The sequence below is a fragment of the Pseudomonas rosaeacicularis genome, from assembly GCF_057128745.1.
The window spans coordinates 65,543-90,082 of sequence record NZ_JBSKHT010000016.1; the positions used below are offsets into that span (position 1 = coordinate 65,543).

The window sequence follows — 24,540 nt, forward strand, 5'->3', positions numbered from 1 at the left end:
CGCCATGCTCCTGACGCCCAATGCCATGAGTCCGCGCCTGCGCTGGGGCCTGTATTCGGTCACCGGACTGATCGCGCTGTTCCTGATCCTGCCGATCGTGTTCATCGTGCTGCTGTCGTTCGGATCGTCCCAATGGCTGGTGTTCCCGCCCCCCGGCTGGACGCTCAAGTGGTACCAGCAATTCTTCAGTAATCCGGAGTGGATGGATGCGGCGCTCGCCAGCCTCAAAGTCGCGGTACTGACCACGATCTGTGCGGTGGCGCTCGGTGTGCCGACCGCTTTCGCCCTGGTGCGCGGACGCTTTCCGGGACGCGATTTTCTGTACGGCATTTTCACGCTGCCGATGATCGTGCCGCTGGTGATCATTGCGGTCGCGGTGTACGCGCTGTTTCTCAAGCTCGGCCTGACCGGCACGATGTTTTCTTTCGTGGTCAGCCACGTCATCGTTGCGCTGCCGTTCACGATCATCTCGATCATCAACTCGCTGAAGCTGTTCGATCAGTCCATTGAAGACGCCGCCGTGATCTGTGGCGCCTCGCGCATTCAGGCAGTGATGAAGGTGACGTTTCCAGGTATTCGTCCGGGCATGGTCGCCGGCGCGCTGTTTGCGTTCCTGGTGTCGTGGGATGAAGTCGTGCTCAGCGTGATGATGGCCAGTCCGAACCTGCAAACCCTACCCGTCAAAATGTGGACCACCCTGCGCCAGGATCTCACCCCGGTCATCGCCGTCGCGTCGACGCTGTTGATCGCCCTGTCGATGCTGGTCATGTTTATCGCCGCGACCTTGCGTCGCCGCAACGAAGCGAGGATGCCTTCATGAGTGCCGTGATCAAAGACCCCGCGCAACAGGATCAGCGAACCCTGGTCAGCCTGCGCAACCTGAACAAGCACTACGGCGACTTCGCGGCCGTCGACGATATTTCCCTGGACATCCAGGATGGCGAATTCCTGACCTTCCTCGGCTCCAGCGGCTCGGGCAAAAGCACCACGCTGTCGATGCTCGCAGGTTTCGAGCACCCCACTTCCGGGGAGATTCTGGTCAACGGCAAGTCGCTGGTGAACGTGCCGCCGCACAAGCGTGACATCGGCATGGTCTTTCAGCGGTATTCGCTGTTCCCGCATCTGTCGGTGCGCGACAACATCGCGTTTCCGCTGGCGATCCGCAAGCTGGCCGCGGCCGAACGCGAGAAGCGCGTGGACGCCATGCTCAAGCTGGTTCAGCTCGATCAATTCGCTCATCGTCGCCCGTCCCAACTGTCGGGCGGTCAGCAGCAGCGTGTCGCCATTGCCCGTGCGCTGGTGTACGAGCCACGCATTCTGCTGATGGACGAACCGCTCGGCGCCCTCGACAAAAAGCTGCGCGAAGACCTGCAGGATGAGCTGCGTCAGCTGCACCGCCGCCTGGGCATCACCATCGTGTACGTGACCCACGATCAGGAAGAGGCCATGCGTTTGTCCCAGCGGATCGCGATTTTCAGTCACGGCAAAATCGTCGGACTGGGCAGCGGGTATGACTTGTACCAGAACCCGCCGAACGCCTTCGTGGCTTCGTTTCTTGGCAATTCGAACTTCCTCAAGCTCAAGGCGCAAGGCAACGGCGTGGCGACGTTCGAGGGCAAGCCGTTGTCGATTCGACTGACCGCCAATCTGCAGACCGACCAGGACGTGCTGTTGATGATTCGTCCGGAGAAAGCGGTGGCGTTAAGTGCTGACCAAGCGGGCATTCAGCCGCTGGCGACAGGCTGGAATGAGGTGGCGGCGAAGGTCACCGAGGTGCTGTTTTTAGGCGAAAGCCAGACCTGTGCGGTGGTGACGTCAAGCAGCACCGCGATGACGGTCAAGGCACTGTCCGCCAGCGGCATGCCATTGAAAGCCGGCGACCCGGTGTGCGTACGCTGGGCAAGCGCCGACGCCTGCGTCTACACGCACTGGAGCGAAAGCGATCTGAACAAAGCCGCCGGCGCGCACTGATCCGCCGTTGGCTGCAGCCGTGACGATGCCCTCCTTGTGAGGGCATTGTTGTTTCTGCCGGGTGGGAAATCTGCTGATGTGCGCCCTGCGGGCAGCAGCAAGCCCAGGCATGGGCACTATGCCGACCCCGAACAATCAAGGCCGCGATCTGTAATCGACAATGGGTTAGCGAGACGGCCCAACGTATTCTGTCTGACACACCACTTCGCAGCCTCGCGTTGCTCGGCAGCTCCTACACATATGAGGCCAGACGCAACTGTCCCGAACGACCTTGACCTGTAGGAGCTGACGAGCAACGCGAGGCTGCGACGCGGTCCATTTGACCCCACCACAATCGCAGTGCTCGCGAACAAGTTCGCTCATGCAGCCGTCGGGCAGAAGCGGGTTCGCACATTGCTCTCATGAGAGAGGGTCATCGCCTCGCTGCCCCAAACAAAAACGCCCCGCGTTCTCCATGCGGGGCGTTCGGTTTAGCGGGATTGGATCAGTCGGTATAACCCAGCTTCGCCGCCCTGCCTGCCTGGATTTTACTGCGCGTCGCGAGGCAGTAGTACAGCGGGCAGGTCACGGCCAGACCCACTAGCCATGACAGGTCGACGCCGTGAATGTAGTCAGCGTACGGACCCACATACAGCGCGGTATTGGCGAACGGCAGCTGCACGGCGATACCGCTGAAATACGCGATGATCGCATGGGGATTGAAACGTCCGTAGATGCCGCCATCGGCCCGGAAAATCGAGGCGATGTCGTAGTTGCCGCGCTTGATCAAGTAGAAATCGATTAGGTTGATCGACGCCCAAGGCACCAACACCAGCAGCAGCGCCAGGATCAGCCCGATGAACTGCGAGATGAAGTCCGCCGAGGCGCTCACTGCCACCACGCAGCAACCGACGAGGATGATGCCGGACAGGATGACCCGCACCCGGATGCTCGGCGTCCAGTTGCCGGCGAAGGTCTGGATCGAGGTGACGATGGACAGCACCGCGCCATACAGATTGAGTGCGTTGTGGCTGATGATATTGAGCAAAAACAGCACCATCAGAATCGGCCCCAACACGCCGGTGGATTGCTTGACCGCCGCCATCGCTTCGGTGCCTTCGGGCGTTGCCAGTACCGCGACGGCGCCAAAGCTGAACGACAGAATCGTCCCCAGTGTCGCGCCGAAATACGTTGCCCAGAACGGTTTGGCGATACCGATATCGCACGGCAGATAGCGCGAGTAATCGGACACGTAGGGCGAAAAACTGATTTGCCAGATGATCCCCAACGACACCGTGGCCAAGAAACCGGACAGGTTGAAACTGCCCCGACTGAAGAAATCCAGCGGCAGGTCCTGGCTGAACATCATCACGAAACCGGCCAGCAACGCACTGCCCATCACCCAGGTGCCGATGCGGTTCAACGTATGAATGAAGCGGTAGCCGATGACGCCAATCGCGGTGGCGCTCAGGGCACCGATGATGACCCCGACAGGCAATGGTACCGACGGCGCCATGCCGTGGATCGACTGCCCGGCCAGTACGATGTTGGAGATGAAGAACCCGACGTAAATCAGCGCGGCGAAGAACACGATGAGCAGCGCGCCGTAGCGCCCAAATTGCCCCCGACTCTGGACCATTTGAGGAATCCCCATACGCGGACCCTGCGCCGAAGCCAGAGCGATGACCACCCCGCCTATCAGGTGTCCCAGCGCAATCGCGATCAGCCCCCAGAGCAGATCAAGATGAAAGACCTGAACCACCATCGCCCCGGTGACGATCGGTAATGGCGCAATATTGGTGCTGAACCACAGCGTGAACAGATCACGCGCCCGGCCATGACGTTCGGCTAACGGGACGTAATCGACGGTGTGGTTTTCAATCAGTGGAGCCGACGTGCAGTCGTGCGGATTAGTAGTGGTCATCGTTTCGCCTGAATTCTTGTCGTTGTGCCTAGCTAAAACCATGAAGCGGATCCGACATGCTCAAAGCATCGATGCGCGCTTATATCGATGTTGCCAGTGCTTAAAGCCCTCGCAACCAACCCAACCATATTATGGTATGCCAGCGATCCACAAGGGCTCCCGCCACTATTTCTGGTGGGGCAGCGCAAAAGGACTACTCCTGAAAAAACGGTTCAGCAGCGTCTAGACTGCCTGTCTAGAGGGCTCTCAACCGACCGCTCCGGGCCAACCCGTCTGACGAGTGTCGGGAAAAAGCACTTGCGTTGGAAGTATTACGGTATACCATCAGACATACAAAAACTCATCGTCTTGGACACCGACTGCAGAGGTAGCAAAATGATCGACGCGAACGCCTACAAGAACGTCATGGGGTCCTTCCCTTCCGGCGTCACGGTCATCACCACGCTCAACGATGACGGCGAAGTGGTTGGCCTTACCGCCAGCGCTTTCAGTTCGCTGTCGATGGACCCGCCGCTGGTGCTGTTCTGCCCCAACTACACCTCGGACTCTTATCCGACGCTGATCAAAAACAAGCGTTTCGCCATCCATTTTCTATCCGGCACCCAACAGAACGAAGCCTATGCGTTTGCGCGCAAGGGCAAAGACAAGGCAGCCGGCCTGGACTGGACCCTCAGCGAATTAGGCAATCCGCTGCTGGCCAACGCGACCGCGATCATCGAATGCGAGCTGTGGCGCGAATACGAAGGCGGCGACCACGCGATCATGGTCGGCGCGGTGAAGAATCTGATTGTTCCGGCATCCCCCACCAGCCCGCTGGTGTATTGCCGCGGCAAGATGGGCGCGTTGCCGGCCTTCGCTTGAAACCCGCAAAAACCTAAACTGCGGTCTACGAATAATCGCCACGCGAAACGCACTGGCGGCCAGGAAAAATGAGGTAAGCGTCATGAAATTTTCGTTGTTCGTGCACATGGAACGCTGGGATGAATCTGTCAGCCACCGTCAACTGTTCGAAGACCTCACCGAGCTGACGTTGATGGCCGAAGCCGGCGGATTCAGCACCGTGTGGATCGGCGAACACCATGCGATGGAATACACCATTTCTCCCAGCCCGATGCCGTTGCTGGCTTACCTTGCAGGGAAAACCACCACCATCCACCTCGGCGCCGGCACGATCATCGCTCCGTTCTGGCACCCGTTGCGGGTGGCCGGTGAGTGCGCACTGCTCGACGTGATCAGCAACGGCCGGATGGAAGTGGGCCTGGCCCGCGGCGCGTATCAGGTCGAGTTCGATCGCATGGCGGGCGGCATGCCTGCCTCCCAAGGCGGCCAGGCGCTGCGCGAAATGGTCCCGGTGATCAAGGCATTGTGGAAAGGCGACTACGCCCACGACGGTGAAATCTGGAAATTCCCCACGTCCACCAGCGTGCCGAAACCGATCAAGACCCCACCGATGTGGATCGCCGCCCGCGACCCGGACTCGCACAATTTTGCCGTGAAAAACGGCTGCAACGTGATGGTCACGCCGCTGATGAAGGGCGACGAGGAAGTGGTCGACCTTAAGAATAAATTCGAAACGGCACTGGCCAACAACCCCGACGTGCCGCGTCCGCAATTGATGGTCCTGCGTCACACCCATGTTCATGCGGTAAACGATCCCGAAGGCTGGAAAGTCGGCGCCACCGCGATCGCGAAGTTTTACCGGACATTCGACGCCTGGTTTGGCAACAAGACCACGCCGGTCAATGGGTTTTTGGCACCGAGCCCGGAAGAGAAGTTCAAGGACCGTCCGGAGTTCGAACTGGAGAGTCTGCACAGGACCGCAATGATCGGCACCCCGGAAGAAATCATTCCGCGGATCAAGTATTACCAGGAGCTGGGTGTCGATGAATTCAGCTTCTGGTGCGACAACAGCCTGCCGCACGCGGAAAAGAAGAAGTCACTCGAGCTGTTCATCAAACACGTCGTGCCTGCCTTTCGTTAACTGAATGAATAAAAGCCCGGAGCCTCTCAAAAGGCTCCGGGCTTTTTTTATGCCTGCAGTCTGTACCTACCGCCCGCCGCAATCCGTAATCCGCCACAACCATAAGAGCGCGCTTGCCCGCGATGGCGCCGGATCACACAACATCATCGTTGCAGACCCATCACCATCGCGGGCAAGCGCCCTTCTGCTATGTGAAATTCGTTTAGTACTGCGACCCTGGAATCCACGATGTCCCGGCCAAGGGCACACGTGCCATCGCCGCGGATTCCACGGTCAGCGCCACCAGATCTTCCGGATCGAGGTTATGCAGGTGCGACTTGCCGCACGCGCGCGCCATGGTCTGGGCTTCCAGCACCAACACCCGCAGGTAGTTGGCCAGGCGGCGACCGCCTTCCACCGGATCCAGACGCTTGGACAGCTCAGGGTCCTGCGTGGTGATGCCCGCCGGGTCGCGGCCGTTCTGCCAGTCGTCGTAAAAGCCCGCTGCCGAGCCAAGCTTCTTCAATTCTTCATCCAGACGCGGATGGTTGTCGCCGAGCGCAATCAACGCCGCCGTCCCAATCGCCACCGCATCAGCCCCCAGCGCCATGGCCTTGGCCACGTCGGCACCGTTGCGAATGCCGCCCGACACGATCAGCTGAACCTTGCGGTGCATGCCCATTTCCTGCAGCGCCTGAACCGCTTGCGGAATCGCGCACAGAATCGGCAGACCGACGTGCTCGATGAACACTTCCTGCGTCGCCGCCGTGCCACCCTGCATGCCGTCGAGAACGATCACATCAGCGCCCGCCTTCACCGCCAGCTTGACGTCGTAATAGGGACGGCTCGCACCGATTTTCACGTAGATCGGCTTTTCCCAATCAGTGATTTCACGGATCTCGGCGATCTTGATCGCCAGGTCATCCGGGCCGGTCCAGTCCGGGTGACGACAGGCCGAACGCTGGTCCACGCCCACCGGCAAGGTACGCATGCCGGCCACGCGCTCGGTGACCTTCATGCCCAGCAGCATGCCGCCGCCACCCGGTTTGGCGCCCTGCCCCAAGACGATTTCGATGGCATCGGCCTTGCGCAGATCATCCGGATTCATGCCGTAGCGCGAGGGCAGGTATTGGTACACCAGATGCTGCGACTGACCGCGTTCTTCCGGGGTCATGCCGCCGTCACCGGTGGTGGTGCTGGTGCCGGCGATGGTCGCGCCACGGCCCAGCGCTTCCTTGGCGTTGGCCGACAGCGCGCCGAAGCTCATGCCGGCGATGGTCACTGGAATTTTCAGATGGATCGGCTTCTTGGCGAAGCGATTGCCGAGGATCACGTCGGTGCCGCACTTCTCGCGATAGCCTTCCAGCGGGTAACGCGAAACGCTCGCGCCAAGCAGCAACAGGTCGTCGAAGTGCGGCAGCTTGCGCTTGGTGCCGCCGCCGCGAATGTCGTAGATGCCGGTTTCGGCGGCGCGCTGGATTTCCTGAATCGTCAGGCGATCAAAGGTGGCCGACTCGCGCAGGACCGGAGCTGCTTTTGGGGTATTGGATTCGCTCATGTTCTTGCTCCTGAATCAGTACGCGGAGGCGTTATCGACTTTAAAGTTGTAGAGCTGCCGGGCCGAGCCGTAGCGCTTGAAGTCCGACGCTTTTTCATTGAAGCCGGCGCGATTGAGCAGCGCCTGCAGCTCTTCGATGTGCTCGGGACGCATCTCTTTGGCAACGCAATCGGAGCCCAGGGATTCAACGTTGCCTTTGACGAAGATCTTGGTTTCGTAAAGCGAATCGCCCAGCGCATCGCCCGCGTCGCCGCAGACCACCAGACGCCCGGCCTGGCCCATGAAGCAACTCATGTGGCCGATGCTGCCGCCGACCACGATGTCGATGCCCTTCATGGAGATCCCGCAACGCGCGCCGGCGTCGCCTTCGATCACCAGCAAACCGCCGTGGGCCGTTGCGCCGGCCGCCTGCGAAGCGCTGCCCTTGACCCGCACGTAACCCGACATCATGTTTTCCGCACAGCCCACCCCCACGTTGCCATGCACGGTGACCGAAGCTTTCTGGTTCATGCCGGCGCAGTAGTAACCGGCATGGCCCTGGATATCGATGGACACCGCTTCGTTGACGCCGACGGCGAGGTTGTGCGCGCCGTCGGAATGGGTGACCACCCACTCGCGCTCCTGCACGTTGTTGACTTGATCGTGCAGCGCCTGATTCAGCTCACGCACCGTGGATTTGGACAGATCAATAGTTTTCATGTGTGCGCTCCTTAAGCCGACTCGCGTTCCCAGATGTACATGGTGGCCGGGACCGGTTCCCAGACCTTGGCGTTCTCGATACCGGGCAGGCTGGACAGCGCCTGATATTCGGAAGCCATGGCGACGTAATCGTCGGTTTCAGCGAGGATCGCCGGCTTGCAGGCAATCGGGTCGCGGATCACTGCAAAGCCGTTGCGGGTGCCGATGGCGAAGGTGAAAAAGCCATCCAGCGCTTCCAGCGAGCTGTCCAGTGCGGTCTTCAGCGAGTCGCCCTGCTGCAGGCGCCAGGCGAGGTAACCTGCGGCGACTTCAGTGTCATTCTCGGTGTCGAAATGGATGCCTTCACGGCGCAATTCCTGACGCAGACGGAAGTGGTTGGACAGCGAACCGTTGTGCACCAGGCACAGGTCGGCGCCGGTTGAAAACGGATGGCTGCCTTCCATGGTTACTGCGCTTTCGGTGGCCATGCGGGTGTGACCGATGATATGGCTGCCTTTCATGCTGCCCAGGCCGAAGCGTGAGGAGATCTCTTTCGGCAGGCCCATGCCCTTGAGAATCTCGATGCTTTTGCCCGCGCTCATAATGCGCACAGTGGGCGCCAGCTCACCCAGCAAAGCACGCACCACGGCTTCTTCCGCCTGGATTTTCAGGACGATCGCGCTGGCGTTCTGAAACCAGTCCAGTGGCACCTCGACCCTGCTTTGGACCCCGGCGATCAGCGCCTTGAAGTCATAGTGTTCAGTGGTGGCCTGCAAGGTCAGCTTGACCCAGCCATCGCCCACTTCATCACCGTAGATGGCGAAACCGGCACTGTCCGGACCACGATCGGTCATGGCCTCGAGCATCGGCTCGAAAAGTTTGCCCAGCTGGGATTCCAGCGCCGGATTCTTGAGATAGAGCCCTACAATTCCGCACATATGCCTCACCTTGTTCGGGAGCGGTCAGCTTTTAGCTGCAAGCTGCAAGCTGACCGTATTGATAGAAGAATTTATGTTCGCCACCTGCGGCTTCTACTTGCAGCTTGTGGCTTGAAGCTTGTTGCTGCCGCCCGGCAGCCTCAGAAAAACTCTGTATAACGGCGAATCTCCCAATCACTCACATGGCGGCTGTATTCCACCCACTCCATGCGCTTGAGCTTGATGAACTCGCCGACGATTTCCTTGCCCATGACCTCGGCAAACAGCGGGTCGGCTTCGAGGGCGTCGCAGGCTTCCTTCAGCGATTGCGGCAAGGTTTTGATCCCCTTCGCGGCGATGGCCTCAAGGCTCAGGCTGTACAGGTTTTCGTTGCAGATCTGCTCCGGCATCAACTGCCGTTCGATGCCATCGAGGCCGGCGGCGATGATTGCGGCGCTGACCAGATAGGGGTTGCAACCGGCATCCGGCAGACGGAATTCCAGGCGACCGTAAGGCACGCGAACCATGGCCGAGCGGTTGTTAGCGCCGAACGCAATGAAGGCTGGCGCCCAGGTCGCGCCGGACAGCGAATTGCCCACCACCAGGCGTTTGTAGGAATTGACGGTCGGGGCCGCGAAGGCACACAGCGCCGGGCCGTGGGCCAGCAAGCCGGCGGCGAAGTGGTAGGCCAGTTTCGACAGGCCCATGCCGTTCTTGTCCGAGGCGTCGAAGAACAGGTTCTTGCTTTCGGCGCTGGCGATGGACAGGTGAAAGTGCATGCCGTTACCGGCGCGCTTCGGGTCGGGCTTGGGCATGAACGAGCAGATCATGCCCAGGTCATTGGCGATCTCGCCGGCCGCCATGCGGAAGAAGGTGAAGCGGTCGGCCGACTCCATGGCGTCGCTGTAGGTGTAGTTGATCTCGAACTGGCCGTTGGCGTCTTCGTGATCGATCTGATAGATGTCGAATCCCACCGGCTGCAGCGCTTCGGTGAGCTTTTCCAGAAATTCACGGGATCGCGACAGGCCTTTGTAGTCGTAGCAAGGCTTGTCCAGCGTGTCACTGGCGTCGACCAGTTGCAGCGTGCCACCGGCATCGCGGCGCATCAGGTTGAACTCGGGTTCCAGACCGGTGTTGAGCGTCCAGCCCTTGTCCTTTAGCCGCTGCACCTGTTGCTGCAAGACATATCGGCTGTCATAGGGCCAGGGTTCGCCATTGACGTGCCCGATGCAGACGATCCGGCCGTAGCCCGGCTGCCAGGGCACGGGCGTCAATGTCGACAGATCGCCCTTAGCCATGAAGTCCGGGCCGTGAGGCTCCATGCCCATGCCGCAGATGGCGAATCCGGCAAAACCGGCGCCGTCTTCAGCCACCATGGACAGGCCTGAAATCGGCACCGATTTGGTCTTGGCCGAGCCATGGATATCGACAAACTGCGCCAGCACGTACTTGATGCCGTGCTCCTCGATCAACCGCTGTGTTTCGGGTGGCAACATGAGTCTTCACTCCTGGCGTAAGCAAACGTCGTAGAAAACGTTGAGAGAAACAACCGTCGTCCATCCCCTGCTGAAACCGTATTCCAAACAGGAAACTTAGTTTCCCTACAGGAATGCAAGGCGCTTGCCAGCTTGGTATGCCAAGTACCAAAAATATTGAAAAGGCGAAATTTCGCTATATATATGGGAAACTCGTTTTCCCACCGGGAATAATCCTGCTCGCGCCGGCGATACCCGCCGCTGAACTGCACATTCCCAGTGCGAAAATAAAATTATTGAACGGAAACTGTGCACGACCGATGAATACGCCGACAGATATCCAGCCGAAACTAAAACTCGAGCAGTACCTGGGGATTCAGATCAAACGCCAGCGTCAGGCGCAAGATTTGAAACTGGCTGACGTTGCCCGCATCGCCGGAATTAGCCAGGGCATGCTCAGCAAGATCGAAAACGCCCAGGTGTCTACCAGCCTCGATAACCTGAGTCGCCTGTGCGATGTGCTGGGCATGCCGATGTCGAAGCTGTTCAGCCAATACGATCAGCAAGGCAGCAGCGCGTTGTTGGTCAAACAGGACGAGGGGCTGGAGGTGGTGCGCCGGGGCACCGAGAAAGGCCATACCTACCATTTGCTGAACCACACCCGCGGACCGAAGAAGAGTTTCGAGGCGTACATGGTGACCATGGACGATGCCAGCGAAGAGTTCCCGACCTTCTCCCACCCCGGCACCGAATTCCTGCACCTGCTGGAAGGCGAGCTGGTTTACCGTCACGGCAATCAGCTGTACCACATGGAAGCCGGCGACAGCCTGACGTTCGACGGCGACATCCCCCATGGCCCGGAAGAGCTCGTGCAGGTGCCGATCAAGTTGCTGTCGATCATGAATTACGGCGCGCAAGGGGAGTAATCACTCCCCTCCTTTCTCACTAGAAAAAATTCCCCGCAGTTAAAAAAGTTTCCAGATATCTCTGGACGCGTCGATTTCTTTCACCTATAAAACCACTCCTATGAATATTTAATTCCTGTAGAGAATTTTAATTCGCTTGGAAAATCCTGTTTCACCCATCAATTTTGCCCTGAACCGAGCTGCCGCCATCTTCCCGAGGACACGCGATGCAACACGAAAAGAACCACTTCATTCTTAAGATCAGTTGCCCGGCGACCTCCGGGATCGTGGCGGCGGTGACCTCGTACCTGGCCGGCAACAGCTGCTACATCGGCGAGATGGCGCAATTCGATGACGAGTTCAGCGGCAAATTCTTCATGCGTGCGGTGTTTCGTTTCAACGACGGCCATGAGGGCGATATCGCTCAGCTCAAGGCCGGTTTCGACGACGTTGCCCAGGCGTTCGGTATGCAATGGGAACTGCACGACACCCGCGAGCCGATGCGCGTGCTGCTGATGGTGAGCAAGTTCGATCACTGCCTGACCGATCTGCTGTATCGCTATCACAAAGGCGAGATGGACATGACCATCACCGCTATCGTCTCCAATCACCTGGACCTGCGCCCGATGGCCGAGCGCGAGGGGATTCGCTTCATCTACCTGCCGGTGACCAAGGACACCAAGGCGCAGCAGGAAGCCGCGTTGATGAAGGTGGTCGATGAAACCCGCACCGACCTGGTGGTCCTCGCGCGCTACATGCAGATTCTGTCGGACGACCTGTGCAAACAGATTTCCGGCAAAGCGATCAATATTCACCACTCTTTCCTTCCCGGCTTTAAAGGCGCCAAGCCCTATCACCAGGCCTACGAGCGTGGCGTGAAACTGATCGGCGCAACCGCCCATTACGTCACCAGCGACCTGGACGAAGGTCCGATCATCGAGCAGGAAGTGCAGCGCGTCGATCACGCATTCCTGCCTGAGGACCTGGTCAACATCGGCCGCGATACCGAAACCGTCGCCCTGTCCAAAGCAGTTAAATATCACCTGGAACACCGGGTCTTCCTGAACAAGGACCGAACGGTGATCTTCCGATGAACAGCGCGAAGATCATCGACGGCAAGGCCGCAGCGTCGCGCGTCCTGCAGCACGTCAAAACCGATGTACAGCGGCTGAAAGCGGACGGCATCGAACCGGCGCTGGCAGTGATTCTGGTGGGTCAGGACCCGGCCAGTCAGGTGTACGTGCGCAACAAGATCCTGCGCGCCGAAGAGGCCGGGATTCGTTCGCTGGAATACCGATTGAGCGTCGACACCGATCAATCGCAGCTGCTTGAACTGATCGGCGAATTGAATGACGACGTCGACGTCAACGGCATCCTCCTGCAACTGCCACTGCCGGCGCACATTGAAGAGGCCGTCGCCCTGCAAGCCATCGCGCCCGGCAAGGACGTCGATGGTTTTCACAGTGAAAACGTCGGCGGCCTGAGTCAGGGCCGCGACGTCTTGACGCCCTGCACACCCAGCGGCTGCATGCAGTTGCTGGAAGAAGCCTGCGGTGACTTGAGCGGCAAACACGCGGTGGTGATCGGCCGCTCGAACATCGTCGGCAAACCCATGGCGGCGTTGCTGCTCAAGGCCCATTGTTCGGTCACGATCGTCCATTCACGCAGCGCCGACGCCAAAGCCCTGTGCCAGCTGGCTGACATTGTGGTCGCCGCCGTTGGCCGCCCGAGGATGATCGACGCCAGCTGGCTCAAGCCCGGCGCGGTGGTGATAGACGTCGGCATCAACCGTATCGAGGAGGACGGCCGCACACGGCTGGTCGGCGATGTGGATTTCGACAGCGCCCTGCCCCAGGTCTCGGCCATCACGCCGGTGCCCGGTGGCGTCGGCCCGATGACCATCGCCTTCCTGATGAAAAACACCGTGACCGCCGCCCTCCAGCAGGCGCAAGCGCGTCAGTCCCCACTAAACAGCAGCGCATCGGAGGCTCCATGCCTTTCAATCTCCTGAAATACGGGCTCAGCTCGGAGTACCCGGTGGACGTCGATCTGCCTGCTCCCAAAGCACTCAAGCCTTCTTACGACGTGGTGATCATTGGCGGTGGCGGGCACGGGCTGGCGACGGCTTACTACCTGTCGAAATACCACGGCATCACCAACATCGCCGTGCTGGAAAAAGGCTACCTGGGCGGCGGCAACACGGCGCGCAATACCGCCGTGATCCGCTCCAATTACCTGACCAGCGAAGGCGTGAAGTTTTACGCTGAATCGGTGCGGATGTTCGAAGGCCTGTCCAACGAATTCGATTTCAACATCATGTATTCCCATCGCGGCCAGCTGACCCTGGCGCACACCGACGCGACCGTGCGGTCGTTCCGACAGCGCGCCGAGGTCAACAAGCACTTCGGCGGTCGCACCGAGATGATCGATCGCCAGCAGATTCGCGAGCTGGTGCCGTCGCTCAATCTCGATCCGGGACACATTCCGGTGCTCGCCGGCCTCTGGCATATGGACGGGGCAACCGCCCGCCACGACGCCGTGGCCTGGGGCTATGCCAAACAGGCAGCCAAGCGCGGCGTGGAAATTCATCAGCTCACCGAAGTGCAGGAACTGGTCATCGAGAACGGCACCATCACCGCCGTCAAAACCAACCGCGGCACCATCAAGTGCGGGTGTGCGGTGCAGGCGGTTGCGGGCATGAGCTCGCAATTGATGAAGAAAGCCGGCATTCGGTCGCCGATCCAGACCTTCCCGCTGCAAGCCATGGTGACTCAGCCGTTCAAGCCGTTCCTCGACCCGCTGGTGAGTTCGTCCGCCCTGCACTGCTACGTGCAGCAGACCAGCCGTGGTGAAGTGGTGTTCGGCGGTGGGTCCGATCCGTATCCGCTGTTCAACACCCGCTCCACGCTTGACCTGAAAGAGAGCCTGCTGGCCCACGCCATCGAGATGTTTCCGTTCCTGGCCAACGCCAAGTTGATGCGCCAATGGGCCGGGATCACCGACATGACCCCCGATTACAGCCCGATCATGGGGCTGTCACCGGTGAAGAACTACTACCTCGACGCAGGCTGGGGCACGTGGGGTTTCAAGGCCACGCCGATCTGCGGCAAGACCATGGCCGAGCTGGTCGCCAGCGGCGGCAAGGTGCCGGAGCTGATCAAGCCGTTCGGCCTGGAGCGCTTTTCGACCTTTCAACAAGTCAACGAAATGGGCGCTACGGCAGCCAGTCACTGACCCGTTTTGGAGTAAGGAACTGACCATGAAAGTCATGACATGCCCGCTCAACGGGCCACGCAATATCAGCGAGTTCACCTACGGCGGCGAATTCCGGCAGATGCCCGATCCGCAAACCTGCAGCGACACCGAATGGGCCGATTACGTGTTCAACAGCGAAGACATTCTGGGCGTGGTTCGCGAGTGGTGGATGCACAACCCGTCGAGCTACTGGTTTCTGGTCGAGCGCCACACCGGCAGCGACGAGATCCTGCGCACCTTCGACCCCAAAGAAGTGTTTACCGCGCGTGTTGAATTCACGGCCGCCATCAAGGAGACCGCCCAATGAGCCGTCTACCCGCTCCCATGGGCTTGCTGATCGATCGCAATCAGCCGCTCGCTTTCAGCTTTGACGGCAAGCCGTATCAGGGCTTTGCCGGTGACAGCATCGCCAGTGCCCTGCTCGCCAACGGACGCTTTTTGCTGTCTCGGTCATTCAAGTACCACCGACCGCGCGGTCCGCTGACCATGGCCGGACAGGACGCCAATACCCTGGTGCAATTGCCGAGCGAGCCCAACGTGCTGGCCGACAGTCACCTGCTGGAGAACGGCGTGCAGGTTACCGGGCAGAACTTCAACGGTTCGCTGGACAACGACAAGGATGCCTACCTCGGCAAGTTCTCCAAATTCATGCCGGTGGGCTTTTACTACCGCTCGTTCTACAAGCCCAAGGGCGCGTGGAAAGTCTGGGAACCGATCATTCGCAAGAAAGCCGGGCTGGGCGTGCTCGACCTGAAATTCCAGCCGGAGTATTACGACAAGGCTTATCTGTTTGCCGACCTCGCTGTGATTGGCGCAGGCCCGGCCGGTTTACAGGCGGCACTGACAGCCGCCAATGCAGGGGCCAAAGTACTGCTGATCGAGCAACAGCCCGTGCTCGGCGGTTCGCTGACTTACGCTCGCTTCGACCTTGAAGGCAATCGCGCCGAGGTGCTGCGTGCTGAGCTGGTTGATGCCGTCGAAGGTCACGCCAATATTCACGTGCTGAAAAAAGCCACCTGCAACGCCTGGTTCACCGACAACTATTTGCCGGTCATTCAGGGTAAGCGTATGTACAAAGTGCGCGCGACCCAGTGCCTGATCGCCAGCGGTTCGTTCGATCAGCCGGTGATCTTCCGCAACAACGACCTGCCCGGCGTGATGCTCACCAGCGCTGCGCAACGGCTGATGAAACTGTATGCGGTCAAGCCTGGCAAACGCGCCGTGGTGCTGACCGGTAACGATGACGGCTATCTTGCCGCGCTGGATCTTCACGATCAGGGCGTTGAGGTCGCTGCGCTGGTGGACATGCGCGCGAATCCCATGGACCGCGCTTTGCTGCTGGCACTTGAAAAACGTGGCATCCCCTGCCACCTCGGCAGCACCGTGTACGAGGCTTTGCACGAAAAAGGCATGCGCCACATCAGCGGCGCCGACATCCGCCAGATCACCGGGCAAGGTCAGGTTGCCAGCAGCGGACAGACGCTCGACTGCGACCTGCTGTGCATGTCCGGCGGTTACATGCCGGTTTATCAGTTGCTGTGCCAGGCGGGCGGCAAGCTGGCCTACGACGATCAACTGGCTGAGTTCACACTGAGCGGCCTGCCGAAGAACCTCACCGTTGCTGGCTCGGCCCATGGATATCACGCGCTGGACAACGTGCTTGCCGATGCCATTCATGCCGCTGCCGATATAGTCATGGCCCTCGATCTGGAGCTGACATGCAAGCCGCTGGCGATGCGGCCCGAAGCTCAGGTCAACTTTCCATGGCCGATCTTTCCGCACCCCAAGGGCAAGGATTTCGTCGACTTCGATGAAGATCTGCAAGTGCGCGACATCATCAACGCCACCAAGATCGGCTATCGCGATATCCAGCTGGTCAAGCGTTACTCCACCGTCGGCATGGGCCCGTCACAGGGGCGTCACTCGGCGCTGCCGACCGCGCGCCTGGTGGCTGCCTCGACCCAGCGCAGCGTCAGCGAAACCGGTGTGACTACCGCACGTCCACCGTTCGAGGCCGAAAAACTGGCCCACGTCGCCGGTCGTGCCTTCGACCCGTACCGCCAGACACCCATGCACCCTCGCCATCTGGAGGCCGGCGCGAAGATGATGCCGGCCGGAATCTGGCAGCGTCCGGCGTTTTACGGCAAGCCGGCAGACCGTGATCGCTGCATGCAGGAAGAAGCCCTGCACGTGCGCAACAAGGTCGGGATCATCGACGTCTCGACCCTCGGAGGTCTCGATATTCGAGGCCCGGACGCGGCCGAACTGCTTAACCGCATGTACACCTTCGCCTTCATCAAGCAGCCGATCGGCCGCTCGCGTTATGCGTTGATGACCGACGAACACGGGGTAGTGATCGACGACGGCGTCTGTGCGCGCTTCGCCGAGAACCACTTTTACGTCACTGCCACCACCAGCGGCGTGGACCGTATCTACCAGCAGATGCTCAAGTGGAACGCGCAGTGGCGCTTGAACGTCGACATCGCCAACGTCACGGCAGCGATTTCGGCGGTCAACGTCGCCGGTCCGGATTCGCGCAAAGTGCTGGAGAAGGTGTGTGCCGACCTTGATTTGTCGCCTGAGGGTTTCCCGTATCTGGGCGTGCGCCAAGGCACCGTCGCCGGGATCAAAGCGCGCCTGCTGCGGGTCGGTTTCGTCGGCGAGCTCGGCTATGAGATTCACGTTCCGGCGCGTCATGCCGTGAAGCTGTGGGACGCCTTGATGGCCGCAGGCAAGGTATTCGACATTCGCCCGTTCGGGGTTGAAAGCCAGCGTTTGCTGCGTCTGGAAAAAGGCCACGTCATCATCAGCCAGGACACCGACGGCATGACCCACCCCGGCGAAATTGACATGGGCTGGGCCGTCAGCCGCACCAAGCCGTTTTTCGTCGGCCGACGCTCGGTGGACATCCTCGAAGCGCAACCGCAAAAACGCAAACTGGTGGGTTTCACCCTGCCAAAGACCAGCCCGCAACCGCTTGAAGGTCATTTGGTGCTTAAAGGCCCGGACATCAGCGGCAACGTGAGCTCCTGCGAGTACTCGCAAACCCTGGGCCAGATCATCGGACTGGCGTATGCCGCGTTCGATCAAAGCCAGCCGGGCCAGCAGATTCCGATCCGTGTCGAGGGCGGCGTGATCGTTCAGGCCACGGTGGTGAAACTGCCCTTCTTCGACCCTGAAAACCACCGCCAGGAGCTCTGACATGTCCAGCCTCAACGCAGAAAACCACATCGCCCCTGCTCCGCGTCCATTTGGCGCGTTGCACGTCTGTGCCCTGATCGATCTGACCGAGGTGCCAAGGGTCGGTTTTCGTGGCGCAGATAGCGCCGCGCATTTGCAGGCGCGAGGATTTGCCCTGCCAGACGCACCCAATCGCGCCGTGACCCAGGCAGATGGCAGTCATGTCGCACGCCTGTCGCAGACCGAGTACCTGTTGCTCGGCAGCCTGCAGGACCGCGGCGAGCGCATCGCCGACGAGGAAGCACGCTGGGAAATGGACCACAGCGCCAATTACCTGCTGCCGCGCGAGGACAGTCACGCGTGGCTGCAACTGAGCGGGGTTCACGTGGCCGAGGTCATGGCCAAGCTCTGCGGGGTCGACCTGCGTGCACAGGCATTCGCACCGGGCGCGGTGGCGCAGACCTCGGCGGCGCGCATCAATGTGATTGTGATCAACCTGGGCCCCGAAGCGATGCCGTGCTTTCAGATTCTCTGCGACCGGGCTTCGCTGGCGTATTTCAAAAGCGCGGTGATGGATGCCATGGGTGAGTTCGATGGCCAGGCGCTGGGGATCGAAGCGCTGGGGCTGACGTTCTGACCGGCAACCAATGGCCACGGCGCTGAATAGATGCACGCAACGCCTTCGCCGGCTTCATGCATTGAGCTTCTGCAACGATCAACACACGACAGAGCCGCGACCATGACAATGCTCGAAACTACTGACAAGGACATCGACTACAGCGTGCCGGCACTGGCGCGCGGGCTAAGTGTGCTGGGCATGTTCAACGCCAGAACGCGTAGCCTGAGCATCCATGAAATCGCCGAGAAGGTGGGCGTCAGCACATCGGCTGTGTACCGGATACTGTTCACGCTGACCCACATGGGCTACCTGAACAAGCGCAACAATCAGTACGAATTGGGCGCAAAGGTCATCAGTGACGGCTTCAGCTATCTCGCCAGCCGCGACATCGTTGAAATGGCGATGCCGCACCTGAATGACTTGCGCGACCGCACCTCGTTGTCCTGTCACCTGAGCATCCGCGAGCACACCGACAGCTTGTATCTGTATCGCGCCTTCGCGGCGCAGCGGTTGTCAGTCAACATCCCCATCGGCACGCGCATCCCCTGCCACTGCACGGCCATGGGCCGCATGCTGCTGACGGCGTTGAACGATGCCGAACTGGGGACGTTGTATCAGCACATTCGTCTGGACGACTATCCGGCCCCAGCACCGCGTAATCTGCCCGAACTGACGGCATTGATCGACGCAGACCGGGAACGCGGCTGGGTGCTGCACAGGTCGGACTATTCGACAGCGATTGCTACTGCAGTGAAAGACCACACTGGAAACGTCACTGCCGCGATCAATCTGTCGGGGCCTGATTCGGTGATGGATTCGGAGGGCGCGAGGGATCGATTTCTGGCGTTGTTGCTCGATTGCAGCGCCGCGATCAGTCAGGAGCTGGGTTTTTACTGACCGCTGGCGATATCGCTCCAGGAAAGTGACGGGGCCACCTTACGAAACCACAAGCCATAGCCGACAGCTATGGGCAGATCCTGTTGAGGAGGTCGGTTTTTCAAGCTGCCGGGGCACATTCAAGCCGATCTCAGAGATCCTCACTTTCAGCGTTTTTGGGTCGATCACTGAAAGGATGTTGTCACCCAGGTTGTCCCCGACGTAGAGGACACCACTGAGAACACCATTAGAAAAGCTTTGGCTGCGCGGCCTGCAATGGACCCGGCTGTCTGCTTTCAACCGCTGATTTCACTCCGCTGGCGAGTACTGCTCCCAGCCCGGAGAAACCCAGCAATGTGCCGGTGAATCTGGATGCAGTGCGGATGCCGGATGTTATTGCGGCGCGACTCCGAGAAACTGTGCCCACGACCTTCGTGTCTAGACCTGTCATGGCACAGCCCGCCGACGCGACAACCAGTATGGCCGCTTCTTATCTCATGGAATGACAGTCTCTTCTGATGACGGAAGCGGTGGCTGCACTTTTTAAAAGAGTGTTTATTTGAATGCAGCTAGCCCGGCTTGAGCGATCTCTTCATCGTGCTGTGGTGTGTCCGCAGATACCCCTACAGCCCCAACGGTGTGTCCGTTGACGATGATCGGAAAACCACCACGCATCAGCACAAATCCTTGGGCGGTAATGGCGGCAGGTCGGGTGCCGTTGATGGCATCTTCTAACGCGCCGCTGGGACGTCGGAATAGAGCGGCTGTCCGTGCTTTTCCGGGAGCTAGTTCAACACCCGCCGGCACAGCGGCGTTGTCCATGCGCGCCAGGAGAATGGGTAGACCCGCACTGTCTACAACGGCGATCACGCACGGCCACCCAGCCGTTTGTGCCTTAGTTTGCGCCGCTGTGAGGATCTGTTGAGCGGCGGCTAGCGTCATGACTGGCTGGTTGGGCAAATCTGATGCTGCTGCGGGCAGTGAGAACAGTGCAAGGGATCCAGCAAGAGCGAGGGCAGTTTGGATATGAGGAAGACGGAACATAGTGAACTCCTGACGTAGTGAGTCCAATGATTGGAACAGGGCAGACAATTCAGAACAACAAAGCCAAATGGCTTTATAATTCCGAAAATCTGAATACTAGGTTCCGCTGTCATGGATATCCGCCATCTCCGCTCCTTTATCACCGTTGCGCAAAATCTACATTTTTCCCGCTCGGCCGAGCAGTTGGGCGTTTCTGCTCCAACGCTGACTGCGCAGATTCAGCAAATAGAGACCTTGTTAGAAGCTCAGCTTTTTAATCGGACAAAGCGGTCTGTCGCTTTGACGCCAGCTGGGGAAGCGTTTCTGACAGAAGCGCGCTCTACTCTCGAACAGTTTGAGAGAGCTATTAACGTGGGCCAACGTGCAGGCCGAGGCCAAGTTGGCCGAGTAGAAATCGGCTACGTGGGGTCAGCCGCTTTTTTCGGGGTACTCCAGGACCAAGTCCAGCGCTTTCGCAATCGGTGGCCAGACGTCATGGTGAACACAAAGGAACTCCCTACCGAGCAGCTCACGGCACTGCTTGAGGATGGGCGGATTGATGTGGCCTTTTTACGAATGCCGGTGCATCTACCTGACACTATCTGCAGCCGTATTTTGGCGCGAGACCGCTTCTGCCTGGCTTTGCCAGCTGACCATATCTTGGCGAAGACAGATGATGACATTCCCCCGAGCGCGCTTGCGAGCGAGTCGTTTGTGCTACCTGAGCAAGAGTTAGGGTTGCGTGAAGTGGCCAAGCGCGGGAGATTCGATCCGTACGTTGGTTCGGTTCCCGGAAGTCTGGTCGCAGTGTTGACACAGGTGGCACTCGGCGTGGGTATCGCGGTCATTCCCAGCGTTCTGATTCAAACTGTTCGACTGCCGAATGTGGTCTTTAGGGAGATAGCCGGGCCTCCCATTTTTTCAGAGGTGGGAGCATTGTTTCGCCGCCATGAGAGGCTGCCGATTGTGTCCAATCTGATTAGCCAGATCCTTGAGACCAAAGAATGCTTGTGAAAAGACGATCCTCTGCGACGTCCGCAGAATGAACTGCCAGATAAAGGTGTTTGCTCGAAGGTTCGAGGCGGTCGATAAGCGATAACCATAGCTGCCTGCGCCTGGTAATGGTTACTGGACAGTAAGAGAACAAAACAACCCGAACGCCCGCTTGTCCCGGTACTCCTTCGGCGTCATTGACAGTTTTTCCTTGAACAGCCGCGTCATATGGCTTTGATCGGCGAAACCGCAATCCATAGCAACGGCTTTGAGCGGCACGTCGTGCAAGGTTGACAGCAAATGTTCCGCGCGCCTCAATCGTTGCGCCTGCACGTACTGGTGCGGTGACATCCCGAATATCGTCCCGAACACCCGGACGAAATGCGAAGGACTCAAATCCACGATAGCTGCCAGGTCCTTTACCGAGATCGTCCCTGCGAGATGGTTGGCAATATACCTTTGAAGCGTGTCAAGGCGGGGCTTGGAAATGCGCGATACAGCATCGTCCCGGCCTTCACATCTTATGTATTGTCGGATCAGATGAATGCACAGCTGAATTTCCAAGGATTGGGCGTAAAGTCCGCTACCTGGCTCAGTACTCAAACTTTCAACTTCATAGCTTTCCATAAGTCTGGATAAAGCCGCGTCGTTGACGATGGGATAGTGGTCCACGAAGATACGATCGATATCTTTATGAAAAATTTCGGCGGCCACCTTGGCCATCATGGTTTGGGAAATGTAGATATGACTGACTTCAATGTCATTCATCCAATACCAGCGAGATGACTCGCCCCGGGTGAGTATCGTGACATCGTTGTCACGCACCGCATTCTTGCGCCACCGTGAGCCGTCGTGAAAACCAAGGTTGGAGGTCCCTGTCTTCCAGCGCACCAATTCGTAGTCGCGCATACAGGGGATACCAGGGGCAGATCTGTATGTCGACCGAACGTTTTGTGGTTGATGAAGCAGTAGCGGATGCCTTCGTCGCGCGCTTTGCCGAGCGAGTGAAAGCACTGAAGGTTGGCGCCCCGTCTCAGGTTTCCGGCGCTGTAGTGGGGCCAATGATTGCTCAAGGCTCGATGCTGCGCATTAACCAGATGCTAGACGACGCGGTCAGCAAAGGGGCGCACCTCGCCGCTGGCGGTCGCGCTGAAACAGCGCTCATGGCGCCCACGCTGGTGGATCGGGTGACCTCGGAAATGGAAATCTATGACGAAGAAACCTTCGGCCCGGTGACAACCATCGTTCGTGTAAAAGGCGCGGAACATGCACTGCAAGTGGCCAACGATACGGCCTATGGCCTGTCCTCGGCTATCTTCAGCCGTGATGTGACCCGCGCCCTGGAACTCGCCAGCCGCCTGGACGCTGGCTGTGTCCACATCAACGGTGCCACCGTGCAAAACGAGCCGCAGGCTCCGTACGGCGGGATGAAGAAGAGTGGTTATGGCCGTTTCGATGGTAGCGCCGTGATCGAAGAGTTCACCGAAGTGAAATGGGTAACGGTTGAGCAAGCGAACCAACCTTACCCGTTCTGAGTCAGGCAGCGGTGCCGTGCGCACCGCTGTTTTCTCAATGCCAGCAGACTGAAGGTGTCAAGGCGAGCAACCGAGCAAACTCCGCAGAATCGGGATTTTGCGCGCGTGTTCGCCTTGAATTGGTCCTTGGATCGTCGCGTATTGATGGGCGCCACCATCCTGTGGGAAGTATGGAACCGTGAACGTTTCATAGCGGCGGCGGTAGGCAATGTTCATGGCCCAAAGCGCTGCGAGTCTCCCAAGCGTTGAGCTGATTCCAGCAAACCGCCAGACAGCGCAATTGATTGGTTTTGTTTTTCTTTCCAGTGCGCAAGGCCAGTCCACGCACACAGCATCGGTTAGAAGCCACATGAAGATGGCATCAGATCCATTGTTTTAAACTGCCGCAGTCGCTGACTTCTGCTCGGCGCTGTAGAGCGATAAGTCAGCGGACTCATGGTTAAAAAGATCCCTGCCATAGGTGCTACCCATTGCACCAATGCTCGAATCGAAAGGGGTCTTAAAAGGCGTCATCAAATCGCTGGTTTTGGCATGTCCACGCCCATTGCTACTAAACTGTCGGCAATAGCGCGTAGCAGTTGGCGGACGATGTATTCGTCAATCTGTCCGATGCACCCGATACGGAAGCTTTCAGCTTGAGTCAGCTTGCCCGGATAGATGATGAATTGACGGGCCTTGAGTTCTTCATAGAAGCGCATGAACTGAAAGTTCGGATGCTCGGGGCAAAAGAACGTGGTGATGATCGGCGATAGCCAGCAGTCTTCTAACAGGGTGCGGAATCCGAGTTCACGCATGCCACTCACCAGGACGTCACGATTACGTGTATATCGCGCCAGACGACCCTGTACACCACCTTCGAGCGTGTGCTGCTCGAGGGCTTTGTGAAAGGCGACCACGCTGTGAGTCGGCGGAGTGAAGCGCCACTGACCGGTGCGCTCCATGTAGATCCACTGCTCGTAGAGGTCCAGGGACAAGGAGTTGGCTCGGCCCTTTGCGGACTCCAATACAGAGCGGCGGATGATCACGAAGCCGAAGCCTGGAATACCTTCAATGCATTTATTGGCTGAAGACACCAGCACATCAAAGGCAATATCTTTAACTGTTACCGGCACAGCGCCGAAGGTGCTCATGGCATCGATAATCAGGCTTTTGCCGTGAGCCTTCGCCACGTCGGCAATCTCCCGCAGCGGGTTGAGGATGCCGGAACTGGTTTCGCAGTGGACCAGAAAGACGTGGGTCACATCCGGATTAGATTTGAGCAGAGCGTCGACTTCTTCAGGCTGTGGCGGTAAGTAGTCACCCTTGTCTAAAGTGATGTATGCCCTGCCAAGGTATTCCAGCGTTTTGGTGGCCCGCTGCCCGTAGGCTCCATTCATCAGTACCAACGCTTTACCATCACGCGGGATGGCAGTGGCAAGAGCAGCCTCCACCGAATAGCTGCCACTGCCTTGAAGAGGCACACACGCAAAGCTATCGTCCGGCGCTCCTGCCATACCAAGAAGGTTCTGGCGAACTTCGGCAGTTACTCGGTTGAACGCGCCATCCCATGAACCCCAATCGCGGAGCATGGCTTCTTTGGTCGCTTTGGAGGTGGTCAGCGGGCCTGGTGTCAGCAGGTAAGGTTCACCAAAGGCAGGTGTTGCCAATGGCTGGGTAATCGGGAATTCGGCTTTGGTCATGATCTTCTCCGGC

21 protein-coding genes and 1 pseudogene are annotated in these 24,540 nt (G+C 59.0%); 14 read left to right on the forward strand and 8 right to left on the reverse strand.

The window, feature by feature from the left end:
* The first annotated feature begins 4 nt into the window (after window positions 1-4).
* A complete protein-coding gene (locus ACWKWM_RS20725; protein WP_483847926.1) occupies window positions 5-820 on the forward strand; it encodes an ABC transporter permease in 816 nt (271 codons plus the stop codon).
* Window positions 817-1,971, forward strand: coding sequence for an ABC transporter ATP-binding protein (locus ACWKWM_RS20730; protein ID WP_483847927.1), 1,155 nt, complete (start codon window positions 817-819; stop codon window positions 1,969-1,971). The genes ACWKWM_RS20725 and ACWKWM_RS20730 overlap by 4 nt, the downstream gene beginning before the upstream one ends.
* Window positions 1,972-2,455: 484 nt before the next feature.
* Here the strand turns inward: ACWKWM_RS20730 and ACWKWM_RS20735 are convergent, their stop codons facing one another.
* Entirely contained in the window at window positions 2,456-3,874 is a 1,419-nt protein-coding gene (locus ACWKWM_RS20735; RefSeq protein WP_483847928.1) for a purine-cytosine permease family protein, read from the reverse strand.
* A 375-nt stretch (window positions 3,875-4,249) separates the two neighbouring features.
* On the opposite strand from ACWKWM_RS20735, the gene ACWKWM_RS20740 reads away from it, so the two are divergent.
* Together ACWKWM_RS20740 and ACWKWM_RS20745 are read left to right on the forward strand one after the other, a co-directional pair.
* A complete protein-coding gene (locus ACWKWM_RS20740; protein ID WP_483847929.1) occupies window positions 4,250-4,735 on the forward strand; it encodes a flavin reductase family protein in 486 nt (161 codons plus the stop codon).
* Window positions 4,736-4,817: 82 nt separating this feature from the next.
* A complete protein-coding gene (locus tag ACWKWM_RS20745; RefSeq protein ID WP_483847930.1) occupies window positions 4,818-5,855 on the forward strand; it encodes an LLM class flavin-dependent oxidoreductase in 1,038 nt (345 codons plus the stop codon).
* A 202-nt stretch (window positions 5,856-6,057) separates the two neighbouring features.
* On the opposite strand, the gene ACWKWM_RS20750 is transcribed toward ACWKWM_RS20745, so the two are convergent.
* From ACWKWM_RS20750 to glnT, 4 genes are all read right to left on the reverse strand, one after another.
* Window positions 6,058-7,392 carry an FMN-binding glutamate synthase family protein gene (locus tag ACWKWM_RS20750; RefSeq protein WP_483847931.1) on the reverse strand — a complete coding sequence of 445 codons (1,335 nt, stop codon included), beginning with the start codon at window positions 7,390-7,392 and terminating at the stop codon, window positions 6,058-6,060.
* Between the two features lie 15 nt (window positions 7,393-7,407).
* Window positions 7,408-8,091 carry a protein glxC gene (locus tag ACWKWM_RS20755; RefSeq protein WP_483847932.1) on the reverse strand — a complete coding sequence of 228 codons (684 nt, stop codon included), beginning with the start codon at window positions 8,089-8,091 and terminating at the stop codon, window positions 7,408-7,410.
* A gap of 11 nt (window positions 8,092-8,102) precedes the next feature.
* Window positions 8,103-9,008, reverse strand: a complete 906-nt coding sequence (locus ACWKWM_RS20760; protein WP_483847933.1) for a class II glutamine amidotransferase — start codon at window positions 9,006-9,008, stop codon at window positions 8,103-8,105.
* A gap of 140 nt (window positions 9,009-9,148) precedes the next feature.
* A complete protein-coding gene (gene glnT, locus ACWKWM_RS20765) occupies window positions 9,149-10,483 on the reverse strand; it encodes a type III glutamate--ammonia ligase (RefSeq protein ID WP_483847934.1) in 1,335 nt (444 codons plus the stop codon).
* Window positions 10,484-10,782: 299 nt separating this feature from the next.
* Here glnT and ACWKWM_RS20770 point away from each other — a divergent pair, with 299 nt between their 5' ends.
* The 8 genes from ACWKWM_RS20770 to ACWKWM_RS20805 all read left to right on the forward strand — a co-directional run bounded on the left by ACWKWM_RS20770 (window position 10,783) and on the right by ACWKWM_RS20805 (window position 19,318).
* The gene (locus ACWKWM_RS20770) at window positions 10,783-11,388 is read left to right on the forward strand and encodes a helix-turn-helix domain-containing protein (RefSeq protein WP_483847935.1); all 606 of its coding nucleotides are present in this window, start codon (window positions 10,783-10,785) and stop codon (window positions 11,386-11,388) included.
* A gap of 206 nt (window positions 11,389-11,594) precedes the next feature.
* A complete protein-coding gene (gene purU / locus ACWKWM_RS20775; protein WP_483847936.1) occupies window positions 11,595-12,461 on the forward strand; it encodes a formyltetrahydrofolate deformylase in 867 nt (288 codons plus the stop codon).
* On the forward strand, window positions 12,458-13,378 hold the full coding sequence (folD, locus tag ACWKWM_RS20780; RefSeq protein WP_483847937.1) for a bifunctional methylenetetrahydrofolate dehydrogenase/methenyltetrahydrofolate cyclohydrolase FolD: 921 nt from the start codon (window positions 12,458-12,460) through the stop codon (window positions 13,376-13,378). Before purU ends, folD begins: the two co-directional genes overlap by 4 nt.
* Complete coding sequence (locus ACWKWM_RS20785) at window positions 13,360-14,601, forward strand: FAD-dependent oxidoreductase (RefSeq protein ID WP_483847938.1); 1,242 nt, start codon at window positions 13,360-13,362, stop codon at window positions 14,599-14,601. Before folD ends, ACWKWM_RS20785 begins: the two co-directional genes overlap by 19 nt.
* A 25-nt stretch (window positions 14,602-14,626) precedes the next feature.
* Window positions 14,627-14,929 (forward strand): sarcosine oxidase subunit delta, encoded by a 303-nt coding sequence (locus tag ACWKWM_RS20790; protein WP_483847939.1) that lies wholly within the window; start codon window positions 14,627-14,629, stop codon window positions 14,927-14,929.
* Window positions 14,926-17,823, forward strand: a complete 2,898-nt coding sequence (locus tag ACWKWM_RS20795; protein ID WP_483847940.1) for a 2Fe-2S iron-sulfur cluster-binding protein — start codon at window positions 14,926-14,928, stop codon at window positions 17,821-17,823. Before ACWKWM_RS20790 ends, ACWKWM_RS20795 begins: the two co-directional genes overlap by 4 nt.
* 1 nt (window position 17,824) lies before the next feature.
* Window positions 17,825-18,439, forward strand: a complete 615-nt coding sequence (locus tag ACWKWM_RS20800) for a sarcosine oxidase subunit gamma (protein ID WP_483847941.1) — start codon at window positions 17,825-17,827, stop codon at window positions 18,437-18,439.
* A 102-nt stretch (window positions 18,440-18,541) separates the two neighbouring features.
* Window positions 18,542-19,318, forward strand: a complete 777-nt coding sequence (locus tag ACWKWM_RS20805) for an IclR family transcriptional regulator (RefSeq protein WP_483847942.1) — start codon at window positions 18,542-18,544, stop codon at window positions 19,316-19,318.
* 534 nt (window positions 19,319-19,852) lie between these two features.
* On the opposite strand, the gene ACWKWM_RS20810 is transcribed toward ACWKWM_RS20805, so the two are convergent.
* Window positions 19,853-20,239 (reverse strand): GlcG/HbpS family heme-binding protein, encoded by a 387-nt coding sequence (locus tag ACWKWM_RS20810; protein WP_483848043.1) that lies wholly within the window; start codon window positions 20,237-20,239, stop codon window positions 19,853-19,855.
* 213 nt (window positions 20,240-20,452) lie between these two features.
* On the opposite strand from ACWKWM_RS20810, the gene ACWKWM_RS20815 reads away from it, so the two are divergent.
* Complete coding sequence (locus ACWKWM_RS20815) at window positions 20,453-21,334, forward strand: LysR family transcriptional regulator (protein ID WP_483847943.1); 882 nt, start codon at window positions 20,453-20,455, stop codon at window positions 21,332-21,334.
* 111 nt (window positions 21,335-21,445) lie between these two features.
* On the opposite strand, the gene ACWKWM_RS20820 is transcribed toward ACWKWM_RS20815, so the two are convergent.
* The gene (locus ACWKWM_RS20820; RefSeq protein WP_483847944.1) at window positions 21,446-22,222 is read right to left on the reverse strand and encodes a helix-turn-helix domain-containing protein; all 777 of its coding nucleotides are present in this window, start codon (window positions 22,220-22,222) and stop codon (window positions 21,446-21,448) included.
* Between the two features lie 8 nt (window positions 22,223-22,230).
* Between ACWKWM_RS20820 and ACWKWM_RS20825 the strand changes: the two are divergent.
* Window positions 22,231-22,848 (forward strand): annotated as a pseudogene (locus ACWKWM_RS20825) (aldehyde dehydrogenase family protein); the annotation flags it as partial.
* A gap of 512 nt (window positions 22,849-23,360) precedes the next feature.
* On the opposite strand, the gene ACWKWM_RS20830 reads toward ACWKWM_RS20825, so the two are convergent.
* On the reverse strand, window positions 23,361-24,527 hold the full coding sequence (locus tag ACWKWM_RS20830; protein WP_483847945.1) for a 2-aminoethylphosphonate--pyruvate transaminase: 1,167 nt from the start codon (window positions 24,525-24,527) through the stop codon (window positions 23,361-23,363).
* Between the last annotated feature and the right edge of the window lie 13 nt (window positions 24,528-24,540).

What these genes read in the sequence shown, in the direction of transcription:
- ACWKWM_RS20735 (WP_483847928.1), bottom strand. Translation starts at nt 3,874, where the DNA reads ATGACCACTACTAATCCGCACGACTGCACGTCGGCTCCACTGATTGAA.
- ACWKWM_RS20785 (WP_483847938.1), top strand. Translation starts at nt 13,360, where the DNA reads ATGCCTTTCAATCTCCTGAAATACGGGCTCAGCTCGGAGTACCCGGTG.
- ACWKWM_RS20760 (WP_483847933.1), bottom strand. Translation starts at nt 9,008, where the DNA reads ATGTGCGGAATTGTAGGGCTCTATCTCAAGAATCCGGCGCTGGAATCC.
- ACWKWM_RS20750 (WP_483847931.1), bottom strand. Translation starts at nt 7,392, where the DNA reads ATGAGCGAATCCAATACCCCAAAAGCAGCTCCGGTCCTGCGCGAGTCG.
- glnT (WP_483847934.1), bottom strand. Translation starts at nt 10,483, where the DNA reads ATGTTGCCACCCGAAACACAGCGGTTGATCGAGGAGCACGGCATCAAG.
- ACWKWM_RS20770 (WP_483847935.1), top strand. Translation starts at nt 10,783, where the DNA reads ATGAATACGCCGACAGATATCCAGCCGAAACTAAAACTCGAGCAGTAC.
- ACWKWM_RS20800 (WP_483847941.1), top strand. Translation starts at nt 17,825, where the DNA reads ATGTCCAGCCTCAACGCAGAAAACCACATCGCCCCTGCTCCGCGTCCA.
- folD (WP_483847937.1), top strand. Translation starts at nt 12,458, where the DNA reads ATGAACAGCGCGAAGATCATCGACGGCAAGGCCGCAGCGTCGCGCGTC.
- ACWKWM_RS20830 (WP_483847945.1), bottom strand. Translation starts at nt 24,527, where the DNA reads ATGACCAAAGCCGAATTCCCGATTACCCAGCCATTGGCAACACCTGCC.
- ACWKWM_RS20810 (WP_483848043.1), bottom strand. Translation starts at nt 20,239, where the DNA reads ATGACGCTAGCCGCCGCTCAACAGATCCTCACAGCGGCGCAAACTAAG.
- ACWKWM_RS20790 (WP_483847939.1), top strand. Translation starts at nt 14,627, where the DNA reads ATGAAAGTCATGACATGCCCGCTCAACGGGCCACGCAATATCAGCGAG.
- ACWKWM_RS20805 (WP_483847942.1), top strand. Translation starts at nt 18,542, where the DNA reads ATGACAATGCTCGAAACTACTGACAAGGACATCGACTACAGCGTGCCG.
- ACWKWM_RS20755 (WP_483847932.1), bottom strand. Translation starts at nt 8,091, where the DNA reads ATGAAAACTATTGATCTGTCCAAATCCACGGTGCGTGAGCTGAATCAG.
- ACWKWM_RS20815 (WP_483847943.1), top strand. Translation starts at nt 20,453, where the DNA reads ATGGATATCCGCCATCTCCGCTCCTTTATCACCGTTGCGCAAAATCTA.
- ACWKWM_RS20745 (WP_483847930.1), top strand. Translation starts at nt 4,818, where the DNA reads ATGAAATTTTCGTTGTTCGTGCACATGGAACGCTGGGATGAATCTGTC.
- ACWKWM_RS20730 (WP_483847927.1), top strand. Translation starts at nt 817, where the DNA reads ATGAGTGCCGTGATCAAAGACCCCGCGCAACAGGATCAGCGAACCCTG.
- ACWKWM_RS20795 (WP_483847940.1), top strand. Translation starts at nt 14,926, where the DNA reads ATGAGCCGTCTACCCGCTCCCATGGGCTTGCTGATCGATCGCAATCAG.
- ACWKWM_RS20740 (WP_483847929.1), top strand. Translation starts at nt 4,250, where the DNA reads ATGATCGACGCGAACGCCTACAAGAACGTCATGGGGTCCTTCCCTTCC.
- purU (WP_483847936.1), top strand. Translation starts at nt 11,595, where the DNA reads ATGCAACACGAAAAGAACCACTTCATTCTTAAGATCAGTTGCCCGGCG.
- ACWKWM_RS20725 (WP_483847926.1), top strand. Translation starts at nt 5, where the DNA reads ATGCTCCTGACGCCCAATGCCATGAGTCCGCGCCTGCGCTGGGGCCTG.
- ACWKWM_RS20820 (WP_483847944.1), bottom strand. Translation starts at nt 22,222, where the DNA reads ATGCGCGACTACGAATTGGTGCGCTGGAAGACAGGGACCTCCAACCTT.